Below are 16,252 nucleotides of genomic sequence, written 5' to 3'. Positions count from 1 at the left end.
GCAAGCACCCACCAAAGGGGGCAGACCCGATCGCCGAGCTCAAGGGGCGAACCTGGGCGACGCGCCGCGACGTGTATGTCGATCGCATCGCCTGCAGTTGGCTGATCCGCCGCTTCATCGACCCCGATGCCGTCATCCGCTTCGTGGCGGGCAAGGGCTATGCCCCAAAACCGGGCGAGCTGCGCTTTGACATGTTCGAAGGCGAGATCACCCATGAGGGCGATCGCTGCAGCTTCGAAGTGCTGCTGATCCGTGCCGGCATAGGCGATCCGGCACTGCAGGCCATCGCCGAGATCGTCCACGATATCGATCTCAAGGACAGCAAGTTCGGCCGCGAGGAAACGACAGGCATATCCAGCCTGATCGCCGGCGTCGCCATGGCGAACGCGGGCGATGAGGAGCGGATCGCGCAGGGCGCTGCCGTCTTCGACAACCTCTACCAGTATTTCCGCTCCAAGCGCGGATGATCGGAAGGACCGGGCCATGGCCAATCTGGACAGCTATGTCGCGACGCCGGCCTCGAAGAGCGACCGGCCGGATCATGGCATTTCCTTCGGGGACGCGGTGCGGGTCTGGGTGCGTGTGGCCGCCTTGAGTTTTGGCGGCCCGGCCGGGCAGATCGCGGTGATGCACCGGATCCTTGTCGAGGAGAAGCGCTGGATCGGCGAGACCCGGTTCCTGCATGCGCTCAACTATTGCACGCTGCTGCCCGGCCCCGAGGCGCAGCAATTGGCGATCTATATCGGCTGGCTCCTGCACAAGACCAAGGGCGGGCTGGTCGCCGGAATCCTGTTCGTGTTGCCGGGTGCGATCGCCATCATGGCGCTGAGCTGGATCTACGCGATCTTCGGCAATGTCGGAGCGGTCCAGGCGCTTTTCTTCGGCCTGAAGGCGGCGGTCCTCGCCATCGTGCTCGAGGCGGTCTCCCGGATCGGGCGACGCGCGCTCAAGAACAACGTCCTGATCGGGCTCGCCGCCGCGGCCTTTGTCGCGCTCTTCTTCTTTCAAGCGCCGTTTCCACTGGTCATTCTGGCCGCAGGGCTGATTGGCTATATCGGCGGACGCGCAGGCTTCACAGCGTTCCTGACGGGCAACGGGCACGGCAGGCTCGGCGGCACGCAGGTCGCGGATGCCGATACGGCGCCCGGCGACGAGGTTCCGGCTCACGCTCGCCCGCCACTCAGCTGGTCGCTGAAGGTCGCCGGGGTTGGTCTGCTTCTGTGGATTCTGCCGGTTCTCGGGCTGCTGGCCCTATTGGGGCCAGGCAATGTCTTCGCTGACATTGCGGTCTTCTTTTYCAAGATGGCGATGGTGACATTCGGCGGCGCCTACGCAGTGCTCGCCTATGTCGCGCAGCAGGCAGTCGAGCACTTTGGCTGGCTGAAGCCAGGCGAAATGTTGGACGGGCTCGGCATGGCCGAGACGACTCCCGGTCCGCTGATCATGGTCACCCAGTTTGTGGGCTTCATGGGGGCCTATCGGGCACCGGGTTCGCTTCATCCCCTCCTTGCCGGCACGCTCGGGGGCCTGCTCACCACCTGGGTGACCTTCGTCCCCTGCTTTCTCTGGATCTTCCTCGGCGCGCCCTTCATGGAGACGATGCGCAGCAACAAAGCCCTGTCCGCCGCCTTGTCGGCGATCACCGCGGCTGTCGTCGGCGTCATTCTCAATCTCGCGATCTGGTTTGCGCTCCACGTGCTGTTTTCAGAGCTGCGCGAGGTTCATAGGTTTGGCGTGACAGTCGACGTGCCTGAGCTCAGCTCCGTCAACATCCCGTCTCTGATCCTGACAATTGGCGCGCTGTTGGCGGTGTTTCGCTTCAAGGTCGGCATGATCGGGGTGCTGGCGGCATGCTCCGTCCTTGGGGTCCTCTTTGGATTCGTCACGGGATCGATCTAGCGGCCGGCCACGCACCTGTTCGCAGCCGACGCGGTCCTGGCGTTTGGAGCCAGGGCTGCTGGCGGCCGGCGGCTCACGCGCCACCGGAGATCTTGATGCGCATGAGAAGATGGGCCCTCCCCCTGTTCGCACTGGCAGCAGCCGGACAGATCTCGACGACATGGGCGCAGCATCGCCCCGAGCTGAAAGGCTTCAGGCGCATTCACGGCACAGCGATCGATCGCTTGATGTCGGGGAAGGAATTCAGTGACGGCGTGCACTGGCGTTACAGCTTCCAGCCCGGCGGCAACCTCACGGAATATGCGATGAGCCGCCGGCAGGATCTCCGCTGGTTCGCCAAGGGCGACGCGCTCTGCTGGCAATCAGCGCGGGGCGAGGACTGCTTCGAAGTCTGGACATCCAGCACAACATTGCAGCTTCAACCGCAAGGGCTGGGTGTGCCCTATGAGGGCAGGCTGTCGCGGCAAACGCGATAGGTCCGCCCGTGGGATGAGGTTCCCCTGCCCCCGGCTCAGAAGCGCTTGCTCGACAGGACGTCGAAGGTCTTGCCGATCGTCGCCAGGGCCTTGTCGTAATCGGCGAGCGATACACAGGCGATCAGCGCGTCGATGATGGCAAGTTGTGCGATCCGGCTAGTCATCGCCTCGGTGCGGAACTGCGTTTCGCGCGCCATCGTGTGCAGCACGATATCGGCATGGGCGAGCAGCGGCGACTTGCCGAAATTGGTGATGCAGATCGTCGTCGCGCCGGCTTCCTTGGCAAGTTTCGTGGCTGCAACCGTCTCGAGCGTGCTGCCGGAATGGGAGATGGTGATCACCGCCACGTCAGGCCCGGTCAACGAGGCGCTGATCGCCTGGACATGGGAATCGACCACGACCTTCGCCTCGATGCCGATGCGCAGCAGGCGGTAATTGGCATCCTCGGCGATCGGGGCCGCGCTGCCGATGCCGTAGAGCTCGACGCGGCGCGCCTTCAGGATCGCGGCGACCGCGGCCTCCATCGCCGTGGTGTCGAGCACCTTCATCGTGTCGTGCAGGGCCTGGAGATCGCTGCGGAAGATCTTTTCGATCACCGCACCGGTGTCGTCGGAACGGGCCAGATCCTCGTGGATGAACTGAACCGGTTGCACCAGATCGCGCGCCAGCGCGATCTTGACCTGCTGGAAGCCCCGCGCGCCGAGCTGCTGGCAGAGCGAGATGACGCTGCCCTCGCTCGCGCCGGTGCGCTCGGCCACTTCGGTGACCGACATATGCACCACCTCGGCGGCATGGGTCATGAAGAAATCGGCGATGCGGGCAGCTTTGGGCGGCAGGTTGGCGCGCAGCGCCTGCAGGCGTTCGAGTGCCCCCTCGAGACCGGGCGTGCCGGTGCCCTTGCGCCTTTCGGTGCCTGGTTCGCCGGGGGCGGCCTCGGCCGATCCGGGATTGCGATTCGACGCCGTCATGCCGGGAAGGCCAGCATGCCGGCCGGGTCACGACAAGGCGCATTCGCCGCGATGGCGGGGAAGACCCCGTCGCGAAGCTCGAAATAGCGCAGGCCAAGGCGCCGTGCGCCCTCACCATCGGTCGCCGGGTTGTCCCCAACCATCAGCACCGCATTCCTGGACAGCCCGAGCAGCGCCAGGCCGGCCTCGAACAAGGCGGGTTCCGGCTTGCCGATGATGCGGTACGGCACGGGGCCAGTGCAGGCGAGCAGCGCCGCCAGCAATGCGCCGGTCTCCGGCACCACCGCGCCATCCGGGCCGGGATGGACGAGATCGGGATTGGCAGCGACGAGCTCGGCGCCGCTGCGTACCGCATTGGCTGCAAGCATCAGGCGTTCATAGGAAAAATGCCGGTCGCGTCCGAGAAAGACGATGTCCGGCCGCTCCTGCACCGGGACAAGGCCGCGGTCGCGGGCATGGATCATCAGGCTCTTGCTGGCCATCATGGAGATGCGGGCTCGGGGCTGCCGGCGCGCGATTTCGTCGAGCGCGGTCGAGCCGGCAAGAACGATCCGGCGCGGCGCGATGACCAGGCCAAGACGCTTCAGGGCACGCGACAATTCGAGCGGCGTATGCTCGGCATCGTTGGAGACGATGACGAAACGGCCGTCCAGGCTTTCGAGAAAGGCATTGGCGCCGGGAAGCATCTGCCGGCCGCGCACCAGGGTGCCGTCGAGATCGACGAGACACCCCTGAATGCCGTGAAACGACCCCATCGCGCGAATCCAAACCCTGTCAGCAAGTGAGGCTCGTCCATGAACTGAGATAAACTCAGTGTCAAATTCAATATCGAATGAGATTATTTCATCATCCTGTCATGAAGCGCGGCCAAGAACGAGCCCGTCGCAGCACGGGCCACGACTGAGGCCGGGCATGCAGGGCGACGTCCGGCGGCTCCAGGCAGGAGGAAGACATGCTTGAATTCCTCGTAGGCCGGCTGCTGCGCATGGGCATCACGCTTTGGGTGATCGCCTCGGTCGTCTTCCTCGCCACGCGCCTGACGGGCAACCCGATCGACTTCCTGATGCCGGAAGGGCTGGATGCCGCCTCGCGCCGCGAGATGATTGCCTATTGGGGGCTCGATCGTTCCGTCGCCGAGCAGTACTGGCTGTTCTGGCGCTCGCTTCTTTCAGGCGATTTCGGCCTGGGATTGATGGAGCGCCGGCCGGTCGCGACGATCTTCACCGAACGGCTCTGGCAGAGCGCCTCGCTCCTGGTCGCGACCCTGGCGCTGACGATCTGCATCGGCGTGCCGGCCGGTATCCTGGCTGCCGTCTGGCGCGGCCAGGGGCGCGGCAGCGCCGTGCTCTTCACGGCCTTTTTCTGCTACGCCATCCCGAATTTCGTGCTCGCCATCCTGCTGCTGCTGGTCTTCTCCTACACGCTGCACTGGCTGCCCAGCGCCGGCTCGGCCACACTCGCGCATTACGTCATGCCGACGGTCGCGCTCTCGGCCTATTTCGTCGCGGCGCTGGTCCGCTACACTCGCAACGCCATGCTCGACGTCCTCTCGCAGGACTATATGCGCACGGCCCGGGCCAAGGGGCTCGCCGAGAGCAGCATCATTCTCCATCACGGCCTGCGCAACGCGTTGATCCCGGTCATCACGGTGCTCGGCCTGCAAATCACCACGCTCGTCTCGGGAGCGGTGGTGGTCGAGACCGTCTTCGCCTGGAACGGCGTCGGCGACCTGCTGGTCGGAGCGACGCTGCGCCGCGACTATCCCGTCCTGCAATTCGGCGTCCTCGTCGTCGCCTCCGCCGTCATCGTCGTCAACCTACTGGTCGATCTCGCCTATGCGCTGGTCGATCCGCGCGTGCGCCTGGCTGGAGCCTGAGCGGTCATGACCGATACCCTCGACGCCAAAATTGCAGGTGCCAAGATCGTGCTTGCCCCGCAGCACAAGCCGCGCCGGCGCTTCGCGCGTCCGGCCGGCATGAACGCCCTGGTCGTCGCGGCCGCGCTTCTGGCGCTCGTGCTCGTCCTCCTGGCGGTGCTCGCGCCCGTGCTTGCGCCCTTCGACCCCGACCAGCAGAAACTGCTGGCGCGGCTGCGGCCCCCGCTCGGTTTCGAGCGCGCCAATCCGGCGCATTGGCTCGGCACCGATCAACTCGGCCGCGATCTGCTCTCGCGCTGTCTGTACGGCCTCAGGCTGACGCTGGCGCTCGCGCTGTTTGGAACGCTGATCGGGCTCGTCATCGGCGTCGCGCTCGGGCTCGTCGCCGGGCAACTCGGAGGCCGGGTCGATGCGCTGGTCATGGGGCTCGTCGACATCAAGCTGTCACTGCCCTTCACGCTCGTCGCGCTGCTCGTGGTTGCGCTGGCGGGAACCGATGTCGCGGTGCTGATCGGCGTGCTGGGCATCGCCTATTGGGCCCATTTCACCAGGCTTGTGCGCGCCCAGGTCCTCGGCCTGCGGGAACTGCCCTTCATCGAGGCGGCCCGAGCCGCCGGAGCGACCCGCTGGCACATCGCGACCGTCCACATGATCCCCAATATCGTCTCGCCGGTCGTGGTGATGGCGAGCCTGAACTTCTCGAACCTGATCCTGCTGGAATCCGCCCTCTCCTTCCTCGGGCTCGGCGTCCAGCCCCCCACTGCCACGCTCGGCTCCATGGTCGGCCAGGGGCGCGACTACATGGCCTCCGCACCCTGGATCGTGGTGGTGCCGGCTGCGGCGATCGTGCTCGTGAGCCTCGCCGCCATGCTGCTCGGCGATTTCCTGCGCGACCATTTCGACGTGCGCCTGCGCGAACGCTGACGCGCCGCCTCCACCTTGCCTGCCGAACCACCTTCGCTCCAACCGAAAGGGCTGAACTGATGCTCAAGACCTTGCTGAAGACCGCGCTCGCCGCCGCGCTCGCGACAACCGCCCTGACCGGGCTTGCTCGCGCCCAGGAGCTCAAGGTCGGCGTGCAGAACATGGCGCCCTGGCTCGATCCCGGCCGCGATTTCTCCAATGTCGGCTCGCAGTTCTATTTCAACGCCTTCGACCCGCTGATCGGCAAGGACGCCACCCGCGCCGAGAGCGTCTGGCAGCCGGGCATCGCCACGAGCTGGAAGCAGGTTTCTCCGACCGAGATCGAACTCAAGATCCGCCAGGGCGTGACCTTCCACAACGGCGCTCCGATGACGGTCGAGGATGTGGTCTTCTCCTTCGACCGCATCATCAACGCGAGTTTTGCGCCCTATAGCGTGCGCAAGCGCGACACGCTGCCCAACATGGCCAAGGTCGAGGCGGTCGATGCCGAGACCGTGCGGATCACCGCGACGAAGCCCGAACCGCTGTTCGACACCCTGCTCAATGTGCAGCAGGGCATGATCGTACCTAAGAAATACATCATGGCCCTGACGGGCGATCCGAACGTCGCCGAGCCGGCCGATTTCGAGGCCTTCGCGCTGAAGCCCGTCGGCACCGGCCCCTACAAGATCACCGAATTCGTGCCGAACCAGCGCCTCGTCTATGAGCGCTTCGACGGCTTCTGGGGCGAGAAGGCGCCGTTCCAGAAGGTCACGGTGCAACGCATCCCGGAACTCTCGGGCCGGTTGACGGCCTTGAAGAATGCCGAGGTCGACCTGATCACCAATGTCCCGCCGGACCAGCTCGAGCCGATCGCCTCGGACGCGAAGCTCAAGGTCGAGGGCATGCAGACGCCGCTCTTTCACGTCGTCATCTTCAATACGCAGAACCCGAAGATGGCCCATCCGAAGCTGCGCCAGGCGCTCTCCTACGCCATCGACCGCAAGACGCTGAACGAGGCGCTCTGGTTCGGCAAGGCGAAGGTGCCGACGAGCCATAGCTTCCAGCAGTTCGGCCAGCTCTACATGCCCGAGCTCGCCACCTTCGAGTACGATCCGGCCAAGGCCAAGGCCCTGCTCAAGGAAGCCGGCTATGACGGCACCCCGATCCGCTACGACGTTCAGGCCGCCTACTACACCAATGGCCTGCTCGCCGCGCAGGCGATCCAGGAGATGTGGGCCGCCATCGGCGTCAAGACCCAGCTCAACGTCACCGAGCAATGGACCGGCTCCGATCCGACCATGATGGCGCGCGCCTGGTCGAACCCGATGTATTTCCCGGATCCCGCGGGCGCCTTCGGCATCATGTGGGCTCCGACCGGCAATTCCGCCTCGGAAGGTCGCTTCAAGGCTGACGACGCCTATATCGCGCTGTGGGAGCGCTTCCGCTTCTCGACCGACCTCGGCGAGCGCAAGAAGGCCTATGCCGATCTGATGCAGGCGATCAAGAACGACCCGCCGGTGCTGCCACTCTATCAGCCCTACGAGTCATACGGCATGAAGCGCTCGCTCGCCTGGCGGCCCCTGCCCGGGCACATCCCCTATGTCCTCGACTTCCGTGCCGGCCGCGTGACGCTCGCCGCCCGCTGAACCAACCGGGAGGGGTCGGCCCGGGCCGGCCCCTCCGTTTTCGCCCTCGTCCTTCGCATCGTGAGCCCAGCCATGGCCAAGCCTCTTCGCCCCGCCTCCCTTCGCCTCGCAATCGTCGCCGATATCCATCACGGTGAGAACAGCTTCACCAAGATGGGCAGCCAGGCCCTGCCGCTCATGGCCGAGTTCCGCCGCTTCGTTGAGGACGCGAAGCCCGATGCCGTCATCGATCTCGGCGACCGCATCTCGGACCGCGACCATGCGACCGACCTGCGACTGGAGCAGGAGGTGGCGGATGCATTTTCTGCCATCGCCGCGCCGCGCTTCCATCTCTGCGGCAATCATGACCGCGATCACCTGAGCGTCGCCGAGAACGAGGCCATCCTGCGCCAGCCGCTCGGCCATCGGACCATCGATCTGGGCGATTGGCGCCTCGTGCTCTGGGCGGCGGATTCACGGATCCACCGCCCGGGCGGCTTCATCCTGACCGAGGCCGACCTGCTCTGGCTCGCCGCGACGGTCAACGCCGCCGATCGCCCGCTCGCGATCATGAGCCATGTCCCGCTTTCCGGCCACGCCCAGACCGGCAACTACTATTTCGAGCGCAATCCCGAATTCTCGACCTATCCCGGTGCCGAGCGCGCACGCGCCGTGCTGCGTCAGGCCCGGGTTCCGGTCCTCTGCCTCGCCGGGCATGTCCACTGGAACACGCTGACGATCGTCGACGGCATCCCGCATCTGACGCTGCAATCGCTGACCGAGAGCTTCACCACCATGCCGCAGCCAGCGGGCGCCTGGGGGCTGCTGGAGCTCGGCGCGACGATCGACTGGACGGTCCATGGCAATGACCCCTTCGTCGCGAAACTCGATGCCGCCGACACGCTTCGGCGCTGGATGACGCCGTTGCAGCCCTTTTCGGAGCATCCGGAACTGCGCCGCCGCCATCCTTCGCTGGCGGCGRAGTGACCGACGATACGATCGTGCCGACAGGCGACAGGCCAGACGGCCTGATCCCGTGCTAGAGAGCGGCATTGGGGGGGCGGCCATGGCACAGATTGCGAATGACACGCGCTTTTGGGACCGGGCCGCGCGGAAATACGCCGCCGGTCCGATCGCGGACATGGCAGGCTACGAGCGCACGCTGGAGCGCACGCGGCATTATCTTGGGGGCAGCGATACGGTCCTCGAATTCGGCTGCGGCACCGGCACCACGGCGCTGAGGCTCGCGCCTCATGTCGGGCGCATCGTGGCGACGGATATCTCCAGCGAGATGATCGCGATCGCCCGGGGCAAGRCCGAGGCCGCAGCTTGCGGCAATGTCGCGTTCGAGGTCGCGACGCCGGCTGCGATCTCGGAGCCTGACGCGACATTCGACGTCGCGCTGGGGTTTAATGTGCTGCATCTGATCACGGCGCGGGAGGCGGCCCTGGCCGGCGTCCATCGGCTGCTGAAGCCGGGCGGGATCTTCATCTCCAAGACGCCATGCCTGTCTGAGATGAACCTGCTCCTGCGCCTCGTCGTGCCCCTGATGCAGCGCCTCGGCAAGGCGCCCTCAGTCAGCTTTCTCAGCACGGACGAGCTCGAACGCGAGATCGCGGCCGCGGGGTTCGAGATGATCGGGCGCGAGCACCACGCCTCGCGCGGCCGGGATGCCCGGCCGTTCCTCGTGGCACGGAAGCGCTGACGCCCCGCGGAACGAAGGCCGGTCGGAACCCGGCCGCTTTCACATCTGCGGAGTTTGAGCGCCTGCCCCAGCGCGACCATCCGCAGCGGCTGACGAGCATGAGCTTCAGGTGCAGATTATAGCCGGGTCCCCCTCCCGGCCGAGCGCATCCGCGCCGCTTCAAACCTGTCGACCGCAGCCTCGCTTGCCTGGATTCGGTCGTTGGATTCTCCGCGCGTCCCGGCAGCGCGCAGGACACCGTGCCGACAACAAAACTTCTGCGCCATCCGATAATCGGAGAGGATCTCTGTCGATATCGCCGTGCATTTGAAGACCTTTTCCGGATAGCGCACGCTAATTTGGCGCCAATCCCAATGTTCTCGAAGGCAAAGGCGTTGCTTCCATGAGTCTGTTCGCTTTGATCCGCTGGCCGGTCCTGGCCATGTCGGCAGCGTTGATCTTTGCAGGTCCTCAGAAATCAGCCGCAGCCGAGACGCTGACCATCGCGCAAGGAAACGACATCCTTTCGCTCGACCCGGCCAATCACGGCAATAACAGCACCGAGTCGGCGCTGGTGAACATCTACGATTACCTGGTCAACAAGGATTTCAGCCAGGGACAACTGCGCTTCACCCCGCGTCTCGCCATCTCCTGGAGCAGCGATGACAATATCCATTGGACGGTGAAGCTGCGCGACGACGTCTACTGGCACAACGGCGACAAATTCACCGCGCAGGACGTCAAGTTCACAATCGAGCGGTCGCAGCAGGACAAGAAGCTGATCAGTTCCGGCAAGTTCCGCCGGATCAAAGCGGTCGAAGCCCCCGACGACACGACCCTGCGGATCGAAACCGACGGGCCCGATACGCTGCTGCTGCACGCCTTCGTCGGCAACGGCGCCGGCATCCTGCCCAAGGCGGCGTTCGAGAAGGCGGGCAAGGACGAGTTCTTCAAGCAGCCGGTCGGCACCGGGCCCTATGTCTTCAAGCAATGGGTCAAATCCGACCGCGTCGTCCTGGCGAAGAACCCGCGCTGGTGGGGCGGCACGCCGAAATGGGATGGCGTCCTCATCCGCTCGATTCCGGAAACCACGACGCGCGTGGCCGAGCTCCTGACCGGCGGCGTCGATATCGCCGTGAACGTTCCGCCGGAAGACATCGCGCGCCTGAATGACAACAAGGGCACGCGCGCCATCACCTTCGACATCGCGCGCAACCTCGCTTTGCATGTCCGCACCGGCAAGGACCGCGTCACGGGCGATCCGCGCGTCCGCGAGGCGATCGACCTCGCCATCGACCGCAATGCCATCGTGCAGCAGGTGCTGGAAGGGCATGGCGGGGCGACGCGCGGCTTCTTCCCGCCGGCGATCCCGGGCTTCGCCCCGGAGCTGAGCCGCGACATCCGCTTCGATCCGGAACGCGCGAAGGCGCTGCTGCGCGAGGCGGGCTACAGCGACCGCAAGCGTCCCCCCATCAAGATCAGCACGCCGAGCGGCCGCTATGTGAAGGATCGCGAGATCGTCGAGGCGGTCGCCGGCTATCTCGAGGATGCCGGCTTCCGCGCACAGGTCGAGGTGCTCGACTGGACCGTCTACAATAACAAGGTCGTCGGCGACGGTTTTGGCGAGCTCTATCTCTGGGGCATGGGCTCCTACACCGACGCCTCGACCCTCTTCGTCGACAATTTCAAGCGTCACTACGACTGGTCGGACGAGAGTTTCGAGAAGCTCGCCGCCTCCGTTCGCCAGGCGAAGAGCGAGGCCGACCGCATCGCCATCTCGCAGCAGGGCCAGCAGATCGTCGCCGAACAGCGCGTCCGCATCGGCCTGCTCTTCCCGCAATCGATCTACGGCGTCAGCGATCGCATCATCTATACCGGGCGCTTCGACGAAATGATCGCGGCCGAGGACGTCTCGCGCCCATGAGCGGACGCTCTCCCCTCAAGGCGCTGCTGCAATTCGTGCCGGTGCTCTACATCGTCTCGCTGATCGTCTTCGTGCTGGTCTATCTGACAGGCGATCCTTCGGCGCTGCTGATCCCGGAGGATGCAAGCGAAGACGATCGCCTCACGCTGGTCGCGGCGTGGGGGCTCGATCGGCCCTGGTATGTCCAATATCTCCGCTACATGGGCAATATCCTGACCGGGGATTTCGGCGTCTCCTATCGCTACGGCACCGATGCCCTGCCGGTCGTGCTCGAACGCATTCCGGCAACCCTGACGCTGACGGCGGGCGGCCTCGTCGTCGCGATCCTCATCGCCCTGCCGACCGGCATCTTCGCTGCGCTCAAGCGCAACAGCATGCCGGATTTCGCGATCTCCGCCGTGACGATCCTCGGCAAGGCGATGCCGAATTTCTGGGTCGGCATCATGCTGATCCTCGTCTTCGGCGTCTGGCTCCGGCTGGTTCCGGTCTCCGGCAGCGGCAGCTTCGCGCATCTGATCCTGCCGGCGCTGACGCTGGGCACCGGCTTTGCCGCCGAGCTGACCAAACTGATCCGGTCCAGCCTGCTGGAGGTCATGGGCCAGGACTATATCCGGACCGCCCGGGCCAAGGGCGTGCCGGAGATCCTCATCATCCTCCGCCATGGCCTGCGCAATGCGCTGATCCCGGCCCTGACCATGACCTCCCTCCATGCCATCGCGCTGCTTGGCGGGGCTCTGGTCACGGAGACGGTGTTCTCCTGGCCGGGTCTCGGCCAGCTCGTCGTGCAGGCGGTCTACACCAAGGACATGGCGGTCATCCAGATCGCCGTGTTCGTCATCACCATCATGGCTCTGACGATCAACCTGACGACGGACGCCCTCTACCGGCTGATCGATCCCCGCCTGCGGCATTGATCGACCCGAGATGAAAACGATGCAGATATCCCTCCCGCTTCCCCGTATCCCGCGCCTGCCGCGCGTGCTGCGCTCGCTTCTGTCGAACAAGGCGGGCCTCGCCGGCCTTGCCATCGTCGCCGCGATCGCCGTCACCGCGCTGCTCGCCGACCATCTCGCGCCGCTCGACCCGCTGCGGCGGAACCTTTCGCTGAAGCTGCTCCCGCCGGCCTGGCTCGAGGGCGGCAATCCGCGACATCTGCTGGGTACCGACAGCCAGGGGCGGGACCTGCTCAGCCGCATCATCTTCGGGGCGCGCACCTCGCTGACGGTCGGCCTTGCCGCCGTCGCCCTCTCCAGCCTGATCGGCCTTTCGCTCGGCCTGCTCGCGGGCATGGCGGGCGGCAGGGTCGATGCGCTGGTCATGCGCGTGATCGACGCGATGCTGGCGATCCCGACGATGCTGTTCATGCTTGTCGTCGCCCTCGTCGCGGGAACCGGGCTCGTCCCGCTCGTCGTCGTCATCGCCGCGACCAATTGGGTCGGCTGCGCGCGGATCGTCAGGGCCGATGTGCTCAGCGTGAAGGAAATGGACTATGTCGCGGCGGCGCGGTCGATCGGCGCGCGCCCGCTCGGCCTGATCCTGCGGCACATCCTGCCCAATATCCTGTCCTCCTTCGTGGTCGTCTCGACCATGAATGTCGGCACCGTCATCCTGGCGGAATCCTCCCTCAGCTTCCTCGGCTTCGGCATCCAGCCGCCCGAGATCTCCTGGGGGCAGATGCTGAGCGAGGGACGCCAGTACCTGGCGACCAGCTGGTGGGTTGCGACCTTCCCCGGCATCGCGATCACGCTGACCGTGCTCGGCGTCATCCTGCTCGGCGACTGGCTGCGCGATCATCTCGATCCGCGCCTCGATTGAGCGCAGCCCCCTCTATTCACTTTGCCAGAGAATTCCATGACCATCGTCGCCCAGAACGCACGCAAGCCCCGCAGGCTCCATCTCGGCCTGTTCCACCAGCCGATCGGCCGGCATCCGGCGGCGTGGCGGCAAGACACCGCGCAGGGCCATCCAGAGGATATCGACTGGGCGATCCGGATCGCCCGCAAGGCCGAGGAAGGACTGTTCGACATGTTCTTCCTGGCGGACAACCTGGCTGGCCCGGAGCCCGGTGCGCAGGGCAAGGCCGGTGGGCTCGAGCCCCTGACCCTTCTCTCGGCGCTGGCGGTTGCGACCTCGAAGATCGGCCTCGTCGGCACGATTTCGACCAGCTTCGCTGAGCCTTACAACGTGGCGCGGCAGCTCGCATCGCTCGACCATATCAGCCATGGCCGCGCCGGCTGGAACGTCGTCACCACCCAATCGGACCGGGCGGCCGAGAATTTCAGCCTCACTGCCCTGCCCGATCACGCCGCCCGCTATGAGCGCGCAGGGGAGTTCGTGCAGGTCGTACGCGGCCTCTGGGACAGCTGGGCCAATGATGCCCTCATCATGGACCGGAAATCCGGCACGTTCCTCGATACGCAGCGGGTGCGCCTGCTTGCGCATAAGGGCGCGCATTTTTCCGTCCGCGGGCCGCTCAACATCTCGCGGCCGCCACAGGGCCACCCCGTCATCATCCAGGCCGGCTCCTCGCGCGACGGCATCGGGCTCGCGGCCGCCGAGGCGGATCTCGCCTTCACGGCGCAGGACACGATCGCCGACTCCCACGTCTATCGCGAGGCGCTGAGCGAGGCAGCGAAAGCCGCCGGACGCAAGGCACCCAGCCTCCCGATCCTACCCGGAATCATGCCGATCGTCGGGCGGACCGATGCCGAGGCGCGCGAGAAATTCGCGGCGATGCAGGAGCATACCGACATCGCCGCCGGCATCCGGCAGCTGTCGGGGCGCTGGGGTTATGACCTGTCCGGCCATCCGCTCGACGGGCCCGTGCCGGAGCCGGGCGAACGCATCCATGGCGAGAGCCGGGTGCGCCTGCTCCTGAACAAGGCGCGCGCCGAGAACTACACGCTACGCGAACTCGCAGCGCTCGCCATCGCCTCCCATGGCCATCGCATCATCATCGGCTCGCCCCGGACGATCGCCGACGACCTGCAATCATGGTTCGAGCAGGGCGCTGCAGACGGCTTCAACCTGATCCCGGCTTCGATGCCCGACGGGCTCGACGATTTCGTCGATCTGGTGATCCCGGTCCTGCAGGAACGGGGATTGTTCCGCCGACATTACGAGGAAGCCAGCCTGCGCGAGCGCTTTGGCCTCGACCTCCCCCGGCTCGCTGCGTTCACGAACTGAGCTGCTGGCTCCGAGGCGCACTGATCGCGAGGCGGATAAATTCCTTCCGTCTCGCCCGCCGACTGTGGAACTATAGATCTCCAAATAACCCTCAGCATAGCCAAATATACTTATTGTACTGACAGTATTGATTGCGCAACCGGTTCGGATACGAATGCCATGGGCGCTTATTCCCGCTCAACGACAAATTCCGGAACCGTGCCATGACTGACTTGATCGTGCGATCTTCTCCCTTCGATGGGAAAGCAGAGGTTTTGATCGAAGGGCTTGTTGCCGAGTACGACGGCCGATACGGGGCCAATAGCAGGCCAGGCGGCGCGCGCACCGAGATCCTGCGCTACCCCCCAGAGGCCTTCGCCCCGCCTTTGGGAGATTTCCTGCTCCTGCGGCGCGGCGACGAGACCATCGCGGGCGGCGCCTTCATGAGCCATGACGACGAGACAGCCGAGCTCAAGCGCATCTGGACGCGGGACGATCTGCGGCGGCAGGGGCTGGCACGGCAGATCRTGCTCGCGCTCGAAGAGGCGGCGGCCGAGATCGGCTACACCCGGGCCTATCTCACCACCGGGTTCCGGCAGCCGGAAGCGACGGGCCTGTATCTGTCGCTCGGCTATCGGCCGCTCTTCGACACGACAGTCGACCCGACGCTCTATCGCTCCCTGCCCTTTGAAAAACATATCGGGGCGAAGGCCGGCACCGCCGGCAGCACAGCGATCTATCCCCCGGCCGCATCGCTCGACGACGCGACGGCCCGCGTCGCCATCGTCAAGGCCGAGCAGGAGGCGAAGATTGCGGCCAGGCTGGCGGCTCATCGCGCGGCGACGACACAGGTAGCAGCGGCTTGAGCGGCGCAGACGCAGTCTCGCCGGCAGCATGACGCTGCACGCCGCAGCGCCTGCCAATGAGGGGCAAGCGGCTGCCGAACATAGGCGACCGGCCACCCCGCCGGTCTTCGGTGGCATGCGCCACCTCTCCTGGGAGTGAGAGCATCATGGGAACGCAGAACGACCACTTTGCAGCGCTGGTCGGCAACACGCCGCTGCTGGAGCTGCGCCGCTTTGCCGAAAGGCTGGAGATCGCCTCCCGCGTCTTCGCGAAGATCGAGTATCTGAACCCGGCCGGCAGCATCAAAGACCGCACGGCCTGGGGCATCATTCGCGAGGCCGAGGAGAAGGGGGCGCTGAAGCCCGGACAGCTCATCGTCGATCTCACCAGCGGCAACACCGGCATCGGCCTCGCCGCCTTGGCAGCGGCGCGCGGCTACCGCTCGAAATTCTACCTTCGCAACACGATCAGCGAGGACAAGATCAGGCTGCTTCACCAATATGGCGCCGAAACCGTCCTGATCGACAACAGCGTATTCCTGGAAACCGGCGCTATCCACGCGATCATCGACCGCGTCCGCCGCGAGAATCCCGATGCGTATTACACCAACCAACGGGGAAACCCGGCAAACCCTCGCGTTCACTTCGAAACCACCGGGCCGGAGATCTGGCGCGAGACCAAGGGCGAGGTCGACATCTTCGTGGCCGCGGTCGGTACCGGCGGCACGATCTCCGGTACCGGCCGCTTCCTGAAGGCGCAGAAGCCCGGCGTGAAGGTCGTCGTCGTCGAGCCCGGCGCGGCCTCGATCCCCTCGGCGGAGACGCCCTACCCCGACAGCATCGAGGGCGTCCATAAGGTGACCGATGTCGAGGTCGCGTACCTG

Annotated in this window: 16 protein-coding genes; 14 read left to right on the top strand and 2 right to left on the bottom strand. The window is 65.6% G+C overall.

What is annotated here, in order from left to right; translation table 11 throughout:
• From AC1DRP_RS24390 to AC1DRP_RS24380, 3 genes are all read left to right on the top strand, one after another.
• Window positions 1-467: chromate resistance protein ChrB domain-containing protein (locus tag AC1DRP_RS24390; protein ID WP_476769768.1), on the top strand; the 467-nt coding region annotated here is incomplete at its 5' end.
• A 16-nt stretch (window positions 468-483) separates the two neighbouring features.
• A complete protein-coding gene (gene chrA / locus AC1DRP_RS24385) occupies window positions 484-1,899 on the top strand; it encodes a chromate efflux transporter (protein ID WP_476769767.1) in 1,416 nt (471 codons plus the stop codon).
• Window positions 1,900-1,994: 95 nt separating this feature from the next.
• Window positions 1,995-2,375: a hypothetical protein gene (locus AC1DRP_RS24380; protein ID WP_476769766.1), complete on the top strand. Its 381-nt coding sequence runs from the start codon at window positions 1,995-1,997 to the stop codon at window positions 2,373-2,375.
• Window positions 2,376-2,410: 35 nt separating this feature from the next.
• On the opposite strand, the gene AC1DRP_RS24375 is transcribed toward AC1DRP_RS24380, so the two are convergent.
• Complete coding sequence (locus tag AC1DRP_RS24375) at window positions 2,411-3,343, bottom strand: MurR/RpiR family transcriptional regulator (RefSeq protein ID WP_441506700.1); 933 nt, start codon at window positions 3,341-3,343, stop codon at window positions 2,411-2,413.
• Entirely contained in the window at window positions 3,340-4,098 is a 759-nt protein-coding gene (locus AC1DRP_RS24370) for an HAD-IIA family hydrolase (RefSeq protein ID WP_476769765.1), read from the bottom strand. The genes AC1DRP_RS24375 and AC1DRP_RS24370 overlap by 4 nt, the downstream gene beginning before the upstream one ends.
• 197 nt (window positions 4,099-4,295) lie before the next feature.
• Between AC1DRP_RS24370 and AC1DRP_RS24365 the strand changes: the two genes are divergently transcribed.
• The 11 genes from AC1DRP_RS24365 to AC1DRP_RS24315 all read left to right on the top strand — a co-directional run.
• Window positions 4,296-5,219, top strand: coding sequence for an ABC transporter permease (locus AC1DRP_RS24365; RefSeq protein ID WP_476769764.1), 924 nt, complete (start codon window positions 4,296-4,298; stop codon window positions 5,217-5,219).
• Between the two features lie 6 nt (window positions 5,220-5,225).
• Window positions 5,226-6,143, top strand: a complete 918-nt coding sequence (locus tag AC1DRP_RS24360; RefSeq protein ID WP_441491117.1) for an ABC transporter permease — start codon at window positions 5,226-5,228, stop codon at window positions 6,141-6,143.
• Window positions 6,144-6,202: 59 nt separating this feature from the next.
• Window positions 6,203-7,771, top strand: coding sequence for an ABC transporter substrate-binding protein (locus AC1DRP_RS24355; protein ID WP_476769763.1), 1,569 nt, complete (start codon window positions 6,203-6,205; stop codon window positions 7,769-7,771).
• Window positions 7,772-7,843: 72 nt separating this feature from the next.
• Window positions 7,844-8,737 carry a metallophosphoesterase family protein gene (locus tag AC1DRP_RS24350; RefSeq protein WP_476769762.1) on the top strand — a complete coding sequence of 298 codons (894 nt, stop codon included), beginning with the start codon at window positions 7,844-7,846 and terminating at the stop codon, window positions 8,735-8,737.
• Between the two features lie 79 nt (window positions 8,738-8,816).
• Complete coding sequence (locus tag AC1DRP_RS24345) at window positions 8,817-9,455, top strand: class I SAM-dependent methyltransferase (RefSeq protein ID WP_476769761.1); 639 nt, start codon at window positions 8,817-8,819, stop codon at window positions 9,453-9,455.
• 382 nt (window positions 9,456-9,837) lie between these two features.
• Window positions 9,838-11,358 carry an ABC transporter substrate-binding protein gene (locus tag AC1DRP_RS24340; protein WP_476769760.1) on the top strand — a complete coding sequence of 507 codons (1,521 nt, stop codon included), beginning with the start codon at window positions 9,838-9,840 and terminating at the stop codon, window positions 11,356-11,358.
• Complete coding sequence (locus tag AC1DRP_RS24335; protein WP_441491112.1) at window positions 11,355-12,272, top strand: ABC transporter permease; 918 nt, start codon at window positions 11,355-11,357, stop codon at window positions 12,270-12,272. The genes AC1DRP_RS24340 and AC1DRP_RS24335 overlap by 4 nt, the downstream gene beginning before the upstream one ends.
• A gap of 19 nt (window positions 12,273-12,291) precedes the next feature.
• Window positions 12,292-13,173 carry an ABC transporter permease gene (locus tag AC1DRP_RS24330; protein WP_441491111.1) on the top strand — a complete coding sequence of 294 codons (882 nt, stop codon included), beginning with the start codon at window positions 12,292-12,294 and terminating at the stop codon, window positions 13,171-13,173.
• A 36-nt stretch (window positions 13,174-13,209) separates the two neighbouring features.
• Window positions 13,210-14,544 (top strand): LLM class flavin-dependent oxidoreductase, encoded by a 1,335-nt coding sequence (locus AC1DRP_RS24325; protein ID WP_476769759.1) that lies wholly within the window; start codon window positions 13,210-13,212, stop codon window positions 14,542-14,544.
• A 203-nt stretch (window positions 14,545-14,747) separates the two neighbouring features.
• On the top strand, window positions 14,748-15,389 hold the full coding sequence (locus AC1DRP_RS24320; RefSeq protein WP_476769758.1) for a GNAT family N-acetyltransferase: 642 nt from the start codon (window positions 14,748-14,750) through the stop codon (window positions 15,387-15,389).
• A gap of 146 nt (window positions 15,390-15,535) precedes the next feature.
• Window positions 15,536-16,252, top strand: a 717-nt coding sequence (locus AC1DRP_RS24315; protein ID WP_476769757.1) for a PLP-dependent cysteine synthase family protein, incomplete at its 3' end; no start/stop codon positions are given.

The sequence above is a fragment of the Allobosea sp. 01N443 genome, assembly GCF_056399325.1.
This window is presented reverse-complemented; position numbering and strand designations above follow the sequence as displayed.